This is a genomic window from Cyanobacterium sp. IPPAS B-1200 (genome assembly GCF_001747005.2).
In the GTDB taxonomy this organism is placed as follows: domain Bacteria; phylum Cyanobacteriota; class Cyanobacteriia; order Cyanobacteriales; family Cyanobacteriaceae; genus Cyanobacterium.
On sequence record NZ_CP182899.1, the window covers coordinates 801,067 to 819,591 of the forward strand.

Here is an 18,525-nt window from a genome sequence, read left to right on the forward strand (position 1 = left end):
TTTTAGTTAAATTTAGGATGATTATTTTTTCATTGTATCTTTAACTGTTCTTTTGATTTTTCAATTGGGGGAATAAGTCTTGGGGTTTACCTCTTTTTACTACTCGTCCTTTTTCTAGCAAAAAGTAACCGTCGGCGTATGCCAATTCCTCGAGGCGGTGAGTTACCCATAGGGCGGTAATCCCTCTTTGTTTAACGATTTTTTGCACGAGGGCAACCAATTCTATCTGGGTATCTGGATCTAATAATGCGGTAGGTTCATCTAATAATAATACTTTACAGTGACGGGCGATCGCCCCTGCAATGGCAATTCTCTGCTTTTGTCCCCCAGATAGGGCATAAATGGGCCGTCTTTCTAAATCAAGAAGATTAACCGCCATCAAAGCCTCTTTAACCCTTACTTTCACTTCTGGTAAGGTCAACTTCTCTTCTACCAAACCAAAGGCAATATCCGCCGCCACCGTGGGCATTACCAATTGATGATCGGGATTTTGAAACACAAACCCCAAGGGGTTGTCGATGTCAATGATGCCCTCGTCAGGGGATAAAATACTACCAATGAGTCTGAGTAGAGTGGATTTGCCACAACCATTATCCCCCAACAACATCCAAAACTCCCCCTCTGGCACAGCTAAATCACAGCCATTCAACACAGGGGTTTGAGAATTCCAGCCAAAATGAAGCTGTTTTACACTAATACCAAAAGAAGGACTATTCAAAATTAATATTAAAAACGATAACCATACAACCTAACACTATCCACCTTACATTACTTTTCTTGTAAAGCGGCAAAGAATCCAGGTACTTTTGAGCCAGTATTGGCACCATCTCTTTGGGAGATAATCACTCCCGTAATTTGATCGCTCAAGATAGCCATTTTTTTATCTTCTTGCTTATCACAGGTTAACTCAATGATTTCGGGGGTAGAGCTTTTAATTTTTGTCAAAATGTCTTGATAAAGAGCCTGAGCTTCTGTTTCGTCCTTTTTTTGCACCGATATGGGCATGGGAATGTATCTGACAAGTAAATCAATGGTAAACATAGATGATAACTATTTAATCCTTATTTTTAACTTATTTTAACGCACACAGGGCCTTCTTTCATTTAATAAGGGCGATCGCCCTTACTGTTAATTTTTCCTTAAGAAAACTCTCATTTTTTTATAATTTCTTAATAATAAACTTGTCAAAGACGGGGTTTTTCATGTATGATGGTTATACAAAGAAACGTTAAGAAAAGTAAAGTTTTCTGAGAGGGTAGTTAAAGAAACCCTTGGAAAGAAAGCATATATACTTCGTTTTAGAAATTATAAACATTCGGAGATCACTTTATGACAATTGCAGTTGGACGCGCGCCGGCGCAGAGAGGCTGGTTTGAAGCCCTCGACGACTGGCTCAAAAGAGATAGATTTGTATTCGTAGGTTGGTCTGGTATCCTCCTATTCCCTTGTGCTTATATGGCATTAGGCGGTTGGTTAACTGGTACTACCTTCGTAACCTCTTGGTACACCCACGGTTTAGCTAGTTCCTACTTAGAAGGTGCTAACTTCTTGACCGTTGCTGTATCTAGTCCTGCAGACGCTTTTGGTCATTCTATCCTATTCTTATGGGGTCCTGAAGCTCAAGGTGACTTCACCCGCTGGTGTCAAATCGGTGGTTTATGGTCTTTCGTAGCATTACACGGAGCTTTCGGTTTAATCGGCTTCATGTTACGTCAGTTTGAAATTGCTCGTCTGGTTGGTATTCGTCCTTACAATGCGATCGCATTTTCTGGTCCTATCGCCGTATTCGTCAGCGTATTTTTAATGTATCCCCTAGGACAGTCTAGCTGGTTCTTTGCTCCTTCTTTCGGAGTAGCTGGAATCTTCCGCTTTATCTTGTTCTTACAAGGATTCCACAACTGGACTCTAAACCCCTTCCACATGATGGGCGTAGCTGGTATTCTTGGTGGTGCGCTACTTTGTGCCATTCACGGTGCAACCGTAGAAAACACCTTATTCCAAGATGGTGAGCAAGCAAACACCTTCCGTGCATTTGAACCTACCCAAGCAGAAGAAACCTATTCCATGGTTACTGCTAACCGTTACTGGTCTCAAATCTTTGGTATTGCTTTCTCCAACAAACGTTGGTTACACTTCTTCATGTTGTTTGTACCTGTAACTGGTCTATGGATGAGTTCCATCGGTATCGTAGGTTTAGCATTCAACCTTCGTGCTTATGACTTCGTATCTCAGGAATTGAGAGCAGCTGAAGACCCTGAATTTGAAACCTTCTACACCAAAAACATTCTTTTAAATGAAGGTTTACGTGCATGGATGGCTCCTCAGGATCAACCTCACCAAAGATTTGAATTCCCTGAAGAAGTATTACCTCGTGGTAACGCTCTCTAAGGATAGATTGATAATCGTCTAAATTCAAGTAAGTCTCCTTCGGGGGGCTTACTTTTTTTTCTGTTTAATTACGATAAATATTGGCAATGGGCTTAAGCTCATTGTTAGCACGATTAGTTTACTTTGCTGTACAAATTCAGTATTAAACTTTAACTATATTTACCGCACAGGCTTTCAATTCTGGTTGTTTGGATACAGGACAGGCTATGGGATGACTAAGACTATTGGCTTCGGTATTTTCCCCCCACAAAAAGCCCCAGTGCATAGGTACAAAAAGAGTACGAGGGGCGATCGCCCTTGTCACCAAAGCCTTAAAAATTCCCTTACCCCGTAGAGAAGTAATCGCCACCATATCCCCCGACTCGATGCCATATTTACCAGCATCCTTGGGGTGAATCTCCAACAAAGGTTCAGGGTGCATCTTATTAATTTTGGCAATTCTACCCGTCCTCGTCATGGTGTGCCAATGTCCATAAAGTCTGCCGATGGTTAAAACAAAAGGATAATCAGGGTTGGGAGGCTCTGCCAATCCTCTACTATGCACCGCAATAAACTGTGCTTTTTGGTTGGGAGTGTGAAACTTTAAATCAGTGTAAAGCCTTCTGCCATATTTCTCATCAGGATTTGTACCTTCAGGGAAAGGCCATTGGATGGGGGCTTGTTTTAATAAATCATGGCTTAACCCCGACATATCACAGGGGCGATTTTTAGTTAAAGACACAAATTCATCATATACCTGAGCCGAATTTTCAAAAGTAAAATACTGCTCAAAACCTAACCTTTTTCCCACCTCTGCAAAAATTTCCCAGTCCGCTTTTGCTTTCCCCACAGATTCAGTAAATGCAGGACAATAGGTAACTACTCGCTCGGAATTAGTCATCGTTCCCGTTTTTTCACTCCATTGCCCCGCAGGAAGCACTAAATGTGCATAATAAGCGGTTTCTGTGGGAAAATAGGCATCTTGATATACCGTAAAGGGAGAATTGAGCAGGGCTTTTTTTGTCCTTTCCAAATCGGGCATACTCACCACAGGATTAGTGGCTGCCACCCAATAAAATTGCACCTCCCCAGTTTCTAAACCCATGATGGCTTCCCATGCCGTTTTACCGATTTGGGGAGAAATAGAATTTTCAGGAAGATTCCATAATTGTTCTACCTCTGCTCGATGCTGAGGATTATTCACAAGACGATAACCAGGGAGAATATGGGCTAAACCTCCCGCCTCTCTGCCTCCCATGGCGTTGGGTTGCCCTGTGAGAGAAAAGGGACCACATCCTTCTTTCCCAAGGGTGCCTGTCATGAGATGGAGGTTGATGAGGGTGCGAATTTTGGCAGTACCTTCGGAGGATTGATTTAAACCCATAGACCACATAGAGATAACCCGATTTGACTGCGCCCAGTAGGTAGCAGCGGTGATTAAATCTGCTTCGGCAATGCCACAGATATGGGCAACTTTTTCGGGGGGATAGTCTTTGATAATTTCTTGATAGTCGGCAAAATTATCGGTATGTTGGGCGATAAAGTCGGGATCAATTTTGCCCCATTTTTCTAGTAAATAAGCAATACCGTTAAAAAGATCAATATCGGTGCCAGGTTGGATAGCTAAATGGAGATCAGCAGCTTGGCCGGTAGCTGTGGCACGGGGGTCAATTACTACCATTTTTACATGGTCATTTTTCTTGTGATATGCCCTTAAGCGGTTAAATACGATGGGATGACAGTCTGCGGTGTTGGTTCCAACCAAAAAGGCACAGTCGGTGTTTTCTAAGTCAGCATAGTTACAGGGAGGGCCATCAGCACCGAAACTGCCTACATATCCTGAGACGGCGGAAGACATACAGAGACGGGAATTGGCATCAAAGTTGTTTGTGCCTAGGCATCCTTTAAAGAGTTTTTGGGCGATATAATAATCCTCGGTTTGAAATTGCCCTGAGCCATACATACAGATACCATCAACACCAATGGTATCTCTTACTTTGTTGATTTGAGTGACGATTTTTTCAAAGGCTTCTTCCCACGATATGCGTTGAAATTCTTGGTCTAGGCTTTCTCGCCATAAGGGATATTCTAAACGACTTTTTTTGATGGCTTCTCCCACCGTAGCCCCTTTGACACATACTTTTCCTAGGCTGGAGGGGTGAGTGCGATCGCCCATAACTTTACCAACTGTTTCACCATCAGTAGAGGTTATTACTTCTAAACCACAACCAACTCCACAATAAGGACAAACTGTCTTTACTTTCTCACTCATAATCTGACAATGGCAAAGGGACACCCATCTTATATCACCATCATCCTGTCATTTCTTTTGGTACTTAAAAGTATTATTTGATACTTTTTGTCATAAAGTATGTTTTTTTAGTATTTTTACTATACGATTAGTACATTAACTGTACTGCTTTTAGATGGGAAAATTAAGAGATGGGGAGACAAGGGAATAATTAAATTTTTATTATCAATTATCAATTATCAATTATCAATTCCTTTCCTAACTACTGACTGGACGTAATGCCCCTTTCTTCTAGTTGACGGATAAAGTAATCTTCGAGGGAGTCGCGCACAAGATTTATACTGACTAACTCCCCTTGGGTGGTGGCAAGGTGGTTAATAAATTCTTGGGGGTTGCCTTTTAATTCGCCCCGAAAAATATGATTTTCTTGGGTTATATTAGTTAACCAGTCTTCCATGTCCTTTATTTCACCATTTCTGATGGTGGCGTGGTAGGTTTCTTGGGTGCCTAAAATATCGTCCAAAGAGCCTATATTTAATAATTCTCCCCTAGCAAGGATGGCAATGCGATCGCAAATTTTCTCTACATCTGCCAACACATGGGAGTTAAAAAAGATGGTTTTTCCTTGCTCTTTGAGGGATAATATAATTTGTCTTACCTGATAACGTCCCATGGGATCTAATCCAGACATAGGTTCATCAAAAAAGACTATTTCGGGATCATTTATGAGAGCCTGTGCCATGCCTACCCTTTGCATCATCCCTTTAGAATATTGCCTCAGTTGCTTTTTCTGGGCGGTTTGTTTGGCTAAACCTACTAAATCGAGAAGTTCTAAAATACGTTTATTTTGTTCATGTTTAGGAATTTGAAATAAAGAAGCGATAAAGTGCAAAAATTCCCAAGCGGTTAAAAAATCATAGTAATAAGCGTTTTCTGGTAAATACCCTAATCTTTGTTTAACACTATTATCCCCTAGGGGCTTTCCTAGTAACTTTGCCCGGCCAGAAGTGGGTTTAACAATACCCAGAAGGGTTTTAAGAAGGGTGGTTTTTCCTGCACCGTTAGGCCCTAGTAAACCGAAGGTTTCCCCTTTATAAACTTGCAGGGTACAATTTTTGAGGGAGGGTACTTTTTTATTGAGCCAAAATCCTGTAAGGTAAATTTTTGATAGTTCGTAGGTTTCAACCACTACGGTTTTATCGGTGGTTATATCTTCGGTGATGGAATTTGTGGTGGTGGTCATTTTCTGTATGGCAGTTATCAGTTTAAGATGAGAATAGATAAACAGAAACTTGTCAGTAATTATTATAACTCTAAATATTATTTAATATGACTCAAATTCCTCAATCCCTCGAAAGTGCGATCGCACAGGCTCACACCGCCACCCTAACGGCATTAGAAAGCGGTTTTAACCGTCTTCAGGTAGAATTAATTATCCCTGAAATAGCCCTCAAAGGGCAGGAGTTAGCTTTTGCATTTGCCCAGTTATTTAGCGATTATGGGGCCGGTTTAAAGGTATTTTTCCCCGATACTGGGGCAGCGGCATTAGCAAAAAGAGAATGGGGAGAAACAGCTTTTCAGGTGTCGGATTTGGGTAGTAGCAGAAGCCCCGTGGAAAATAAAGTTAGTGACACGGACGAGTTTTATTTAGTCATTTCCCCTTCAGCGGTAGAAGTGGCACAGGTAGAAAAACTATGCAATCTTGCGGGCGATCGCCCTGTAATCCTTATCATCCCTCAATTAGAAGATATTTCTGTGGTCGGAATTGGTTATGCAGCCCGACAACTAAGGGAAAGATTTTTAAGTACCCTCGAATCAAGTTACTATTATCGCCCCCTTGACGAAGCCGTGGTAATCAGAACTTTTCCTGGATTATGGCAGGTATGGAGAGAATTAGAAGGCAATCAATTTGAACTAATTACCGAAGTACCCCAAAAACCCCTAGGAGAAGCATTAGATAGGATTTTAATGGGGAATCAAGAGGAAGAAGAAACCAGTGTTAAATCCGCCTCTTTAGGATTATTTGCCACCATGAAGAATTTTCTCAAAGCATTAAATAACTAATCTTTTAATGAGATAATCATTGATTACACACCTTGAGATATTTCTTTGTTGTTATTGTTTGACCATCGAAACTTACAATTTTACTATTTTATCTATCAGCATTTTTTATCCTTACCATATATAAAAGTCTATCAAAACGTATTAAACTATAAAATACAAACTATAACCACCATTGATTAAACTGTGTTAGAAGCATTCATCTTAATAACAATTCTCTGCGGTTTCTTTGGCACGATTTTCAAAAAAAATTTAGTCATGAAAATTATGTCCATGGACGTTATGAGTACGGGGGTAGTAGCCTATTACGTCTGGGTAGCATCACGAACGGGAGTTTTTACCCCTATTCTAGTAGGGCAGATAGATAACGATACCATAGAATACGCTGATCCTGTACCCCTAGCAGTAATTTTAACCGCCATTGTAATCGGCTTTTCTATCCAAGCCTTAATGTTAGTGGGAGTAATGAAATTAGGCAAAAATAACCCCACTTTAGAAAGTAGTGAAATAGAAAAAAATAACACCCCATGACCAATTTAACTATTATTGCAATTTTTCTTCCTTTATTCTCTGGTTTTTTAATTTATCTCATTCCCAAAATAGATAGATTATTTTGTCTGTTAACCGTTTCTATATCAGCTATTTACTCAATCTATATTATTCTTAATAATGTCAATTTATCCATCCAATTACTGGATAACTTTGGCGTAAAATTATTAGTTAATAATTTAAGTGGTTACTTTATTTTAACCAATGCCCTTGTTACGGGGGCTGTAATTCTTTATTGTTGGCAAACCGAGAAAAAAACATTTTTTTATACCCAAGCTATTATCCTTCACGGTAGTATGAATGCCGTTTTTGTTAGTGCTGATTTTCTCAGTGTTTATGTAGCCTTAGAGGTGGTTGGAATATCCGCTTTTCTATTAGTATCATATCCTCGTACGGATCGTAGTATCTGGGTAGGATTGCGCTACCTTTTTACTAGCAATATTGCCATGTTGTTTTACCTCATGGGAACCATTTTAGTATATAAAAGTAATCAGTCTTTTGCCTTTGAAGGATTGATAAATAGCACCCCAGAAGCCATTGCTTTGATTTTTCTTGGTTTACTAACCAAAGGGGGAATTTTTATATCAGGTTTGTGGTTGCCCCTTACCCATGCAGAGTCTGAAAGCCCCGTATCAGCTATTTTGTCAGGGGTGGTAGTGAAAGCGGGAATTTTTCCTTTATTACGCTGTGCCGTGATAATGGAAGACTTTAATAACTTTATCCATATTGTTGGTATTGCAACGGCATTTTTTGGTATTTTTTATGCTTTCTTTTCCCAAGACACCAAAAGAATCCTCGCCTCTAGTACAGTATCGCAATTAGGATGGATTTTAGTTGCACCACAGGTTGGAGGTTATTACGCCCTTGCCCATGGATTGGCGAAGGCAAATTTATTTATGGTAAGTGGAGTTTTGCCTAGTCGTAATATTCAGGAGTTACAAAATAGAGCCATAAGTACGAGATTATGGTTAACTTTGGTGGTGGGTAGTTTATCTATTTGTGGATTTCCCCTCTTTTATGGTTTTTGTGCCAAAACCCTAGCCCTCAAGAGTCTATCTTCTACGGAGGAGTTATTGATGAATATTAGTGCGGTGGGTACTGCGATGATTTATGCTAAGTTTATTTTCCTGCCTAGTGATGGCATTGACAGGGTTAAATCAAATTTGTGGTGGGGGGTAATACCTTTAATGGGGGCTATTTTTGTGGCTAATTTCTTATATCTTCCTGCTTATACTCCCCTCAATATTCTAAAGGCTTTGGGGCTAAATGCGATCGGTTTTGCACTCCATCTTTTTCTCTTTAGAAAAATGGTTTTTACTTTATCCCGATATTTTGAAGAAGTAGAACAAATTATAGGGATGATGATTTTAATGTTAGTTGTATTATTTTGGATGGTAGTATCATGGTCTTCAGTATCCTTTTTCGCTTAGTACTTTGGTTTTTATTAACTGCTGATTTTGGGATTGCCAATGTCATCATCGGCATATTAGTGGCGATGCTTTTGCCACCTTATAATGTTTTTAGTAAGAGAACATCAAGCACTTCTAAGGAAAAAATAAAAGAGTTATTAACAGTTTTCAAACATATTATTATTGCAATTCCTCAAGCCTATAAAGAATCCATCGATCTAATTTTACATCCCCACCGTCATGAGGAAATTGTGAGGGAAGCAGTAGAGCCTAATCGCTCAAAATTGCTTATTTTCCTTGATACTTATGTGATTACTTTTACTCCCAAAGCGGTGGTAGTTAAATATAATCATCGAGGATGGTATGAGGTACATTATGTAAGAAGAAAAGCGGTGGAGAAAACGATTAATAATGGATAATTCATAGGGGATAATCGCTTTGCTTTATATTTTTTTTATCTAACTCTTATTCTGATACTATCACTTTGATTACATGACTTAATTATCTTTTTCAATATGTTATGAATAAATCTCTTTTGTCTATTCAAAATTTAAAAATTGCGTATAAAAGTAATCGTCAAAATGATGAAAAGGATATCAATTGGGCTGTAAATAATGTTTCTTTTGATTTGGAAAAGGGGGAGATTTTGGCATTGGTGGGGGAGTCGGGCTGTGGTAAGTCCACCATTGGCAAGGCGATTATGGGCTTATTACCTGCCCAGACAAAAATTAGGGGAGATATTTTTTTCCAAGGAGAATCGATTATTTCCTATAACTACCAACAGATGCGCAGGTTTCGAGGAGAAGCAGTAGGGCTGGTATTTCAAGATCCCATGACAAGATTAGATCCTTTGATGACTATTGGGGAACATTGTCGGGAAACTCTCAAAGCCCATCGTCCTGATTTATGTTATGAGGAAATAAAGGAAAGGGTTATAAATACTCTGGAGTTAGTTAAGATACCTGAAAAGCGTGTTAGTCAGTATCCCCATGAGTTTAGCGGCGGTATGCGTCAACGAGTGGCGATCGCCCTTACTCTTGTACTACAACCGAAATTAATCATAGCTGATGAACCAACAACCAGCCTTGACGTTACCATTTCTAACCAAATTTTAAGAGAGTTAACAACCCTTTGTAAAGAACAAGAAATGGGTTTGATTTTGATTTCCCATGACTTAAATATGGTAGGAAAATATGGCGATCACATTGGGGTAATGTACCAAGGAGAAATGGTAGAAACTGGCACAGTAAAAGATGTTATGGGAAAACCTAGCCATGATTATAGTAAAATTTTATTAAATTCCGCTCTACATAATCAAGAAAAAAAAGAGTCTAATTTAGAAATAGAAAAAAGAAAAAAAATATCTATTTTAAAATTAAAAAACCTAGAAAAACACTATAGTTTAGAAGTAAATTTTCTTGAGCAATTATTAGGAAAAAAAACAGAAATAATTAAAGCTGTTGATAATATTAATTTTGAACTATATGAAGGGGAAATTTTTGGTTTAGTAGGAGAGTCAGGATGTGGCAAAAGCACCCTTTCCCGGACAATTTTACAATTAATTAAACCTACGTCGGGGCAGGTCATTTTTCAAGAAAAAGACATTAGTATATTGTCCCCCCAATCAATGCTTAATGTGCGTAGGGAAATCCAGATGATTTTTCAAGATCCCCTCGCCTGTTTAAACCCTCTCATACCCATCGGTAAGGCGATCGCAGAGCCTCTTATTATCCACAAATTGGGCAACAAAACAGAAATCAGGTCAAAAGTGATCCAAATGTTAAATAAAGTGGGGCTATGCCCTCCAAATGATTATTTAGATCGTTATCCCAAAGAACTTTCAGGGGGTCAACAACAGCGAGTGGCGATCGCACGGGCATTAATTACCAATCCTAAATTAGTGATTTGTGATGAGCCTGTGAGTATGCTTGATGCGACAGTACAAGCCCAAGTGCTTCAATTGATGTTGGCATTAAAAGAAGAATTTAAACTCACCTATCTTTTTATTACCCATGATTTGAGTGTGGCGCGGTATATGTGCGATCGTATTGCAGTAATGAATCAAGGGAAAATAGTTGAGTTAGCCATCACCGAGGAAATTTTCACTAATCCTCAACATTCCTACACTGCACAATTAATTAACAGTTAAATTAAATAAAAATACGGCGTTGGTGAATGAGGGTATGAGAAAAAGGGGAAAAAGTGAAGTGAAAAAATATGAAATGTCCAGAATGTGCTTCCAAGGGTATCAATAAAAATGGAAAACAAAATCATATTTGTGTTGATTGTCGCAGACAATTTATTAGTAAAACACACATGACCAGAGTAGAGGGAGAAAATACGAGATTAAGATATTGTCTTGCCCGACTAGATCAAAAACCTTATGTTATTCAAAACCCATGGAGATGTTCAAGTGTTCTGTTTCACTATTGATTCACCATCTCAAATTTTATTTCAAATTTAAAGATGTACTAATTCCTTTTAGTCTTTTTCATACCTAGAATCAGCAACGCCAAATATTATTATAATGTCCAAAATTTTTTATTCTGCTGGTTCAATGGTACTGGTTAAACCACGACTTTTAAGGCTCTCACAGTAAAATTCTGCGTGTTCTAAGGCACAGGTTGTAACTAAACCAACTCCAGTTTGATGGGTTTCCATCATCACACTAACTGCTTGAGGCTCACTAAGGGAGACTGTTTCCATTAATGCCTGAACTACATATTCCATGGTGTTGTAGCTGTCATTATGTAGTAATACTTTGTAACCCGGATCATGTCTGCGTTTCGTGTTAGACTTCGTATCTGGTTTATTGATAACCTGAGTGGACATTAAAAAACCTCCTAACTTTTTGTATTTTTATATAGATGATGTATTTTATTGGGAGCTGGTCTTTTATTTCACAGTTAGCCCTAGGATATATATTATCAAAAAAAATTAGGTATAGAGTTTTTTGGTGTGGTCAAATCCTATTGGAGATGGAGTTTTTTACTCGGTTTCTTAAAAAATTTAATGGGTTTGGTTTATGAAAATACTTTAATGTGACTTTTTTTGATCAAAAATCACTCCTGAGAGGCCATAGCAGAGAAGTTGTCAACTCCGTTAAAATAAAAGGGTTAATCTTAATGTTTCTTCACAAAAATTGATGATGATTGCTCAACAAGAATATGCTCAACGCCGTGAACTTTTGATGTCGAAGATGGGAAAGGGGGTGGCTATTTTTCGTAGTGCGCCTATGGCGGTAATGCATAATGATGTGGAATATGTTTATCGTCAGGATAGTGATTTTTTCTATTTGACGGGGTTTAATGAGTCGGAGGCAGTGGCTATTCTTGCGCCTAACCATGATGAGCATCGTTTTATTTTGTTTGTACAGCCAAAGGATTTGGCGAAGGAAATTTGGACGGGTTATCGTGCTGGGGTGGATGGGGCAAAGGAGCATTACGGGGCTGATGCGGTTTTTCCCATTGAGGAATTGGATGAGAAGTTGTCAGAATATTTGATTACGGGCGATCGCATTTACTACCATTTAGGACGAGATTCTGCTTTTAATGAAAAGGTAATTAACCAGTGGCAGAAGTTAGTGGGTAAATATCCCCGTATGGGTTATGGGCCAAGGGCGATCGAGGATTCTAACTATATTTTGCATCCCCTAAGGATGGTAAAAAGTTCTACGGAAATCGAGATGCTACGCAAAGCCACGGCCATATCAGCCAAAGCCCACATTAAGGCACAAGAATTTGCCGTGCCCGGCCGTTATGAATATGAAGTTCAGGCGGAAATTGAGCATATTTTTAGATCTCTTGGTTGTGAAGGCCCTGCTTATCCTTCCATTGTTGCTTCTGGGGCTAATGCCTGTGTCTTACACTACATCGAAAATAACCGCCGTATGGAAGAAGGAGACTTATTGCTTATTGATGCTGGGGCTAGTTTTGGTTACTATAACGGTGATATTACCCGTACTTTCCCCATTTCGGGAGAATTTTCCCCCGAACAAAAAGCCATCTATGATTTAGTACTAGAAGCACAATTAAAGGCGATCGCACAGGTACAACCAGGAAACACCTACAATCAATACCATGACATAGCCGTGGAAGTTTTAGTAGAAGGATTAAAAGAACTAAAACTACTACAAGGAGACACCGAAGAAATTATTAAAGAGAAAAAATATCAACCCTTCTATATGCACCGCACAGGGCATTGGTTAGGCTTAGATGTCCATGATGTCGGCAACTATAAACAAGACCAAGAAAATTGGCAAACCCTCCAAGTAGGAAACGTTCTCACCGTTGAACCCGGTATTTATATCTCTCCCTATATTACTCCCGCCGAAGGACAACCCGAAATACCAGACCATTGGAAAGGCATTGGGGTAAGAATAGAAGACGATGTGCTTCTCACCAAAACAGGTAACGAAATTTTAACCTCCGCCGTAGGAAAATAATCCCAACTTTTTTGATAAATTAATAACCATTTAAGCATAACGAGGGGTTCAAACCCCTTGCAAAAATCGAAAAAACTAATACAAAAAAATATTGAAAAAAATAAAAAAATAAATTATCGTTTAGAATCCCTAAAAACAAAAAGCATTATCCCCTAAAATAACCTCTTATTAATATTTATTGCTCTAAAAAAAGATCAACATTTTAAGCAATTTATGATTACTTGGTATAAAAAGTTACAAAAAGAAATCAAAAGTAAATTTAGGATAATACCTTTGAGAAGGATATTTCATCGAAAACTATTAGGAGAATTTATTAATGGCTAAAACTGCCCAAGAAGTCTTACAGATGATCAAGGATAACGGGATCAAAATGATTGATCTCAAATTTATTGACTTACCCGGCACATGGCAACATTGTACATTTTACTACGATCAAATAGACGAAACCGCTTTTACCGAAGGTGTACCCTTTGACGGTTCTAGTATTCGTGGCTGGAAAGCCATTAATGACTCCGATATGGCCATGGTACCTGATCCCAACACCGCATGGATCGATCCTTTTTACAAAGAGCCAACCCTCAGCATGATTTGCCGTATCAAAGAGCCTCGCACGGGAGAATGGTACTCCAGAGATCCCCGTAGCATCGCTTACAAAGCCTTAGATTACCTCGCTTCCACTGGTCTTGGTGATACCGCCTATTTTGGTCCTGAAGCCGAATTTTTCCTCTTTGATGACGTTAGATTTGATCAAACCGAAAACAAAGCCTACTATTATGTAGATAGCGTTGAAGGGCGCTGGAACTCTGGTAGAGAAGAAGAAGGGGGTAACTTAGGTTACAAACCAGGTTACAAACAAGGATACTTCCCCGTGGCTCCCACCGACACCATGCAAGACATTCGCACAGAAATGCTATTAACCATGGCTGAGTGTGGTGTACCCATCGAAAAACATCATCATGAGGTAGCTACTGGAGGACAAAATGAACTAGGTTTCAAATTCGGTACTTTGGTAGAAGCGGCAGATGACTTGATGACTTACAAATATGTCATTAAAAACGTAGCCAAAAAATACGGTATGAGTGCCACTTTCATGCCCAAACCTTTATTTAACGATAATGGCTCTGGGATGCACACCCACCAATCTATCTGGAATGAAGGTAAGCCTTTATTTGCTGGGGATAAATATGCGGGTTTGAGTGATATGGCTTTATACTACATCGGTGGTATTCTTAAACATGCACCCGCCCTCCTTGCCTTTACCAACCCCAGCACCAACTCCTATAAGCGTCTTGTACCTGGTTTTGAAGCTCCTGTAAACTTGGCTTATTCTCAGGGTAATCGCTCTGCTTCTGTGCGTATTCCTTTGTGTGGAGATAATCCCAAAGCTAAGCGTTTAGAATTCCGTTGCCCTGATGCCACTTGTAATCCTTACCTTGCTTTTGCGGCCATGCTTTGTGCTGGTATTGATGGTATTAAAAATAAAATTCACCCCGGTGAGCCTTTGGATGTGGATATTTATGACTTATCCCCCGAAGAGTTGAGCAAAATTCCTTCTACTCCTGCATCTTTGGAAGGTGCTTTGGAAGCCTTAGAAAAAGACCATGATTTCTTAATTGATAGTGGTGTATTTTCCATGGAATTTATCGAAAACTGGATTGAGTATAAGTTAGATACTGAGGTTAACCCCTTACGTCTGCGTCCTCATCCCTATGAGTTTGCTTTATATTATGATGTATAAAATTCTTTTGGAAATTTAGGTTTTAAGGGGCGTAATGCAATGTTGCGTCCCTTTTTTTTGCGACTTTTCATCGTTTCACTTTTTCATCAAAACCTAGGGAATAACGATAATAAACTCTCTAATAGTGTTCAAAATCCGTTAAATTAGAAAAAAGAGCATAACAAAACTTAAAACTATGACATCATCTTCTATCGCTGTTAGAGAATTACCATTGTTTCCTCTACCTGAAGTGGTTTTATTCCCGGGGCGCCCATTACCTCTACATATTTTTGAATTTCGTTATCGTATGATGATGAATACCATCTTAGAGTACGATCGCCGTTTTGGCGTACTAATGATTGATCCTACTAGCGGAGAAATTGCTAATATTGGTTGTTGTGCGGAGATTATCCATTTTGAGCGCTTACCAGATGATCGCATGAAAGTCCTTACTTTAGGGCAACAACGGTTTAGAGTATTGGAATATGTGAGAGAAAAACCCTATCGAGTCGGTTTGGTGGAATGGATTGATGATAAACCAACCCAAGAAAGTTTGCAGGGTAAGGCTGATGAGGTGAAAACTTTATTAACGGATGTGGTTACTCTTTCAGCAAAATTAACAGACCAAAAAATTGAGTTGCCCGAAAATCTACCCACTACCCCCATGGAGTTATCCTACTGGGTGGCTAGTAATTTGTATGGCGTAGCAGTGGAGCAACAGGTATTATTAGAAATGCAGGATACTGCCGAGCGTTTACAACGGGAAGCGGATATTTTGGTCACCACAAGAGGGAATTTAGCCGCGCGAACTGCCTTAAAAGATGCTTTTAATTAATTAAATATCTCAATAAAAAATGTTATTTATAAAACTTTGTGCATAGAAAAATTTGACTTTGCGAAGGAAAAAACTACGATAAAATTACTAAAATTGATTTTCTTTTATTTTATTAATAGCTTTAAATTCCTGCAAAGTCAAAAGATAAAATAGCTTATTATGCTTCGTTTTTTCCTGTTTGAATATATAAAATTAAGAGAAAAACAGTAGGCACAAGCACAAATAGTAGAGTGGCAACAAAACCTAAATCGTTAACTTGCATTTTTTTATTTCTCAGATATTAAACTAACGGTAACTAGAATATCATAATTTAGCTTTTTAGATTTAATCAACCGTTACTATATATGGGTTGTAATTGTTAAGAAATATTACGAATTTAGTAAAGAGGCGATCGCCCTTTGATACTGTAAGTCAACATCGGTACCAATTTCAAAATAGTTAATAGGCTCTTGAGAAACAGCCACATCGGGGGAAATGCCCAATTTATTAATATCCTTATGTTTCGGGGTTTCATACTTAGCCACAGTCACCGCTAATCCAGCCCCGTCTGGAAGTTCAAATAAAGATTGAATCAAACCCTTTCCATAGGTTTTTTCTCCCACGAGGGTAGCCCTACCATTATCCTGCAATGCCCCCGCCAAAATCTCACTGGCACTAGCCGTACCTTGGTTAACTAATACCACCAAAGGGGCTTTGGTAATAGGCTCTCCCAGCGCATCATAACTGCCCATAGTACCCTGTCTGTTTACAGTATAGACAATGGTGCTAGGCTCCAACCATAGACGAGCGATTTCTACCCCTGCCTGTAGTAAACCCCCCGGGTTGTTGCGTAAATCTAAAATATAACCCTGAACATTTTGTTGCTCAAACTGTGCGATCGCATGGGCTAAATCCTTAGTAGCACTACCACTGAACTGATTTAACCGTAGATAACCCACAGGAAAATCGGGGTTAGAATCATCCAAACGACTAATAACAGAACTCAACGAAAGGCGATCGCGCTTTAAATGATATACATTAATAGTATCCTTATCTTGGGGCTTAATTTCCAAAGTCACCTTCGTACCAACCTTGCCCCGAATGCGACTAGCCGCCTCATCCAACGAAAGAGTATCAGCCCTTACCCCGTCAATACTAACAACCTCATCCTTGGGGTGAATACCCGCATCCTCCGCAGGAGAATTAGGCAAAGGAGAAACCACCTCAATATGTTTAGTTTCAGGGTTGATGCTGATTTGTAAACCCACCCCCGAAAGTTCCCCAGAAGTAGTGATTTGTAAATCATGATAGCGCTCAGGGGGCAACAAACGAGTATAAGGATCATCCAAAGTTGCCAACATTTCCCGAATTGCCCCATAGGTTTCCTCACGACTGCCCAAAGGTTTTCTTAAAATTTTTTGGCGTAAAGTCCACCAATTTTGACCATTAAAAGAATTATCCACATAGGCTTCATTTACCAACCGCCAACATTGAAGTACCAATTTTTCTTCCTCGCTAAAGGCATAGGCATTAGGCACTCCCACAATTCCCGAAAATAAAATATAAAAAATAACTAAGCAACAAAGAACAAATTTTTTCATGGTAAATATTAACAGTACAAAAGGGAGAAAATAGAATGATTTTATCTTTTAAAACCAAGGCAATTAATGGCTAATGAGTCATGATATAGCGTTTTTTATAATTATGAGATGATACATTTATGATTTTCAAGTCCCCCGAATTTGCGGGGGATTTAGGGGGATCATTTTGTACCCCGTAACCATGATAATTGCTATAAATAGATAAAGTAAACTTAACCGAAAACTTGTATCAACGTCTAATAACCAATACCTGCAATTTATTTATTTACCGTCAGAATTTCTACCCCTTCCTTTGTTACCGCAATGGTATGCTCAAACTGGGCTGATAATTTACGATCTTTTGTTACCGCCGTCCAATTATCATCTAATATATCCGATTCCCATGTACCTTCATTAATCATAGGTTCAATGGTAAATACCATCCCGGGGCGAATCTTTTTCCCAGTACCTTTTTTACCATAATGGGGTACTTGGGGTGCCGTATGAAAAACTCTACCTATACCATGGCCTACAAAATTACGCACCACCGAAAAACCACAACTTTCGGCATATTCCTGAATAGCCGCCCCAATATCACCAATTCTGCCATTAGGTTTAACCGCATTAATACCACGGTACAAACATTCCTCCGTCACTTCTACTAATTTTTTGGTACTAGAGGAAGGATTACCCACAAAAAAAGTTTTGGAAGTATCCCCATGATAACCGTCTAATTTGGGAGTTACATCAATATTGATAATATCTCCATCTTTCAAGATATGGCTTTTACTAGGGATACCATGACAAATTACCTCATTAACACTGGTACAAATAGATGCAGGAAAAGGAGGATTACCATAGTTTAAAGGTGCGCTGACTGCCCCCTTGGCTTTTGTCCATCTTTCCGCCTCTTCGTTAATGTCATAGGTGCTAACCCCTGGTTTAACCATGGTGCCTAAATGTTCTAATAATTGCGCCGCTAATTTTCCTGCTTGACGCATTTTTTCAATTTCCCTAGAGGATAAAAGCACTATATTTTCGTTACCCATTTAATTTATCTCTTTCTAATTGTAAATAAAACTTAACTATATTCTTATTTTACCGAAGAGTTTGATTTTTCAGGAAAGAGGATAATTAATGACGGTGTGATTTAAAAACGGTTTCGTCGGGGTAATTGAGAATTAAGAATAATAATGTCTTACTATCTTAGTGTTATGTTTGCGATTTTATACTTTTAACAGCGTTGTTGCCAAAGAAGGTGTTATTTTCAAGTATTTTTTGTATCTTTCTAAACCCTTTTTCTTTATAACTCTCATTTTATTTAGGGCAACCT

Annotated in this window: 17 protein-coding genes and 2 pseudogenes; 11 read left to right on the top strand and 8 right to left on the bottom strand. The window is 38.9% G+C overall.

Features of this window, described 5'->3' with window-relative positions; translation table 11 throughout:
• Positions 1 to 40: 40 nt before the first annotated feature.
• Both A5482_RS03610 and A5482_RS03615 read right to left on the bottom strand, forming a co-directional pair.
• A complete protein-coding gene (locus A5482_RS03610; RefSeq protein ID WP_069791126.1) occupies positions 41 to 718 on the bottom strand; it encodes an energy-coupling factor ABC transporter ATP-binding protein in 678 nt (225 codons plus the stop codon).
• Positions 719 to 768: 50 nt separating this feature from the next.
• The gene (locus tag A5482_RS03615) at positions 769 to 1,041 is read right to left on the bottom strand and encodes a hypothetical protein (protein ID WP_069791127.1); all 273 of its coding nucleotides are present in this window, start codon (positions 1,039 to 1,041) and stop codon (positions 769 to 771) included.
• A gap of 288 nt (positions 1,042 to 1,329) precedes the next feature.
• On the opposite strand from A5482_RS03615, the gene psbD reads away from it, so the two are divergent.
• Positions 1,330 to 2,388 (top strand): photosystem II D2 protein (photosystem q(a) protein), encoded by a 1,059-nt coding sequence (gene psbD / locus A5482_RS03620; RefSeq protein WP_069791128.1) that lies wholly within the window; start codon positions 1,330 to 1,332, stop codon positions 2,386 to 2,388.
• 142 nt (positions 2,389 to 2,530) lie between these two features.
• Here the strand turns inward: psbD and A5482_RS03625 are convergent, their stop codons facing one another.
• Complete coding sequence (locus tag A5482_RS03625) at positions 2,531 to 4,639, bottom strand: molybdopterin oxidoreductase family protein (protein WP_069791129.1); 2,109 nt, start codon at positions 4,637 to 4,639, stop codon at positions 2,531 to 2,533.
• 241 nt (positions 4,640 to 4,880) lie between these two features.
• Entirely contained in the window at positions 4,881 to 5,861 is a 981-nt protein-coding gene (locus A5482_RS03630; RefSeq protein ID WP_069791130.1) for an ABC transporter ATP-binding protein, read from the bottom strand.
• Between the two features lie 86 nt (positions 5,862 to 5,947).
• Here A5482_RS03630 and A5482_RS03635 point away from each other — a divergent pair, with 86 nt between their 5' ends.
• From A5482_RS03635 to A5482_RS03665, 7 genes and pseudogenes are all read left to right on the top strand, one after another.
• Positions 5,948 to 6,682, top strand: coding sequence for a DUF1995 family protein (locus tag A5482_RS03635; RefSeq protein ID WP_069791131.1), 735 nt, complete (start codon positions 5,948 to 5,950; stop codon positions 6,680 to 6,682).
• A gap of 183 nt (positions 6,683 to 6,865) precedes the next feature.
• Positions 6,866 to 7,210, top strand: a complete 345-nt coding sequence (locus tag A5482_RS03640) for a cation:proton antiporter subunit C (RefSeq protein WP_069791132.1) — start codon at positions 6,866 to 6,868, stop codon at positions 7,208 to 7,210.
• On the top strand, positions 7,207 to 8,658 hold the full coding sequence (locus A5482_RS03645) for a cation:proton antiporter (protein ID WP_069791133.1): 1,452 nt from the start codon (positions 7,207 to 7,209) through the stop codon (positions 8,656 to 8,658). The genes A5482_RS03640 and A5482_RS03645 overlap by 4 nt, the downstream gene beginning before the upstream one ends.
• Positions 8,631 to 9,056, top strand: coding sequence for a Na+/H+ antiporter subunit E (locus tag A5482_RS03650; RefSeq protein ID WP_201150073.1), 426 nt, complete (start codon positions 8,631 to 8,633; stop codon positions 9,054 to 9,056). The genes A5482_RS03645 and A5482_RS03650 overlap by 28 nt, the downstream gene beginning before the upstream one ends.
• 101 nt (positions 9,057 to 9,157) lie before the next feature.
• Entirely contained in the window at positions 9,158 to 10,786 is a 1,629-nt protein-coding gene (locus tag A5482_RS03655) for a dipeptide ABC transporter ATP-binding protein (RefSeq protein ID WP_069791135.1), read from the top strand.
• A gap of 68 nt (positions 10,787 to 10,854) precedes the next feature.
• Positions 10,855 to 10,905, top strand: a pseudogene (locus A5482_RS03660) (hypothetical protein); the annotation flags it as partial.
• Positions 10,906 to 10,932: 27 nt separating this feature from the next.
• Positions 10,933 to 11,138: pseudogene (locus A5482_RS03665) on the top strand (IS1 family transposase); the annotation flags it as partial.
• Positions 11,139 to 11,178: 40 nt separating this feature from the next.
• Here A5482_RS03665 and clpS read toward each other — a convergent pair.
• Positions 11,179 to 11,469 carry an ATP-dependent Clp protease adapter ClpS gene (clpS, locus tag A5482_RS03670; protein ID WP_069791136.1) on the bottom strand — a complete coding sequence of 97 codons (291 nt, stop codon included), beginning with the start codon at positions 11,467 to 11,469 and terminating at the stop codon, positions 11,179 to 11,181.
• A 313-nt stretch (positions 11,470 to 11,782) separates the two neighbouring features.
• On the opposite strand from clpS, the gene A5482_RS03675 reads away from it, so the two are divergent.
• The 3 genes from A5482_RS03675 to A5482_RS03685 all read left to right on the top strand — a co-directional run bounded on the left by A5482_RS03675 (position 11,783) and on the right by A5482_RS03685 (position 15,633).
• Positions 11,783 to 13,081 (top strand): aminopeptidase P N-terminal domain-containing protein, encoded by a 1,299-nt coding sequence (locus tag A5482_RS03675; RefSeq protein WP_069791137.1) that lies wholly within the window; start codon positions 11,783 to 11,785, stop codon positions 13,079 to 13,081.
• A gap of 316 nt (positions 13,082 to 13,397) precedes the next feature.
• On the top strand, positions 13,398 to 14,819 hold the full coding sequence (gene glnA, locus A5482_RS03680; RefSeq protein WP_069791138.1) for a type I glutamate--ammonia ligase: 1,422 nt from the start codon (positions 13,398 to 13,400) through the stop codon (positions 14,817 to 14,819).
• A gap of 175 nt (positions 14,820 to 14,994) precedes the next feature.
• Positions 14,995 to 15,633: an LON peptidase substrate-binding domain-containing protein gene (locus A5482_RS03685; protein WP_069791139.1), complete on the top strand. Its 639-nt coding sequence runs from the start codon at positions 14,995 to 14,997 to the stop codon at positions 15,631 to 15,633.
• Positions 15,634 to 15,790: 157 nt separating this feature from the next.
• On the opposite strand, the gene psbM is transcribed toward A5482_RS03685, so the two are convergent.
• The 3 genes from psbM to map all read right to left on the bottom strand — a co-directional run bounded on the left by psbM (position 15,791) and on the right by map (position 18,241).
• Positions 15,791 to 15,895, bottom strand: a complete 105-nt coding sequence (gene psbM, locus A5482_RS03690; RefSeq protein ID WP_015221999.1) for a photosystem II reaction center protein PsbM — start codon at positions 15,893 to 15,895, stop codon at positions 15,791 to 15,793.
• Positions 15,896 to 16,001: 106 nt separating this feature from the next.
• Positions 16,002 to 17,213, bottom strand: a complete 1,212-nt coding sequence (ctpA, locus tag A5482_RS03695; protein WP_069791140.1) for a carboxyl-terminal processing protease CtpA — start codon at positions 17,211 to 17,213, stop codon at positions 16,002 to 16,004.
• Positions 17,214 to 17,470: 257 nt separating this feature from the next.
• Positions 17,471 to 18,241, bottom strand: a complete 771-nt coding sequence (gene map / locus A5482_RS03700; protein ID WP_069791141.1) for a type I methionyl aminopeptidase — start codon at positions 18,239 to 18,241, stop codon at positions 17,471 to 17,473.
• Between the last annotated feature and the right edge of the window lie 284 nt (positions 18,242 to 18,525).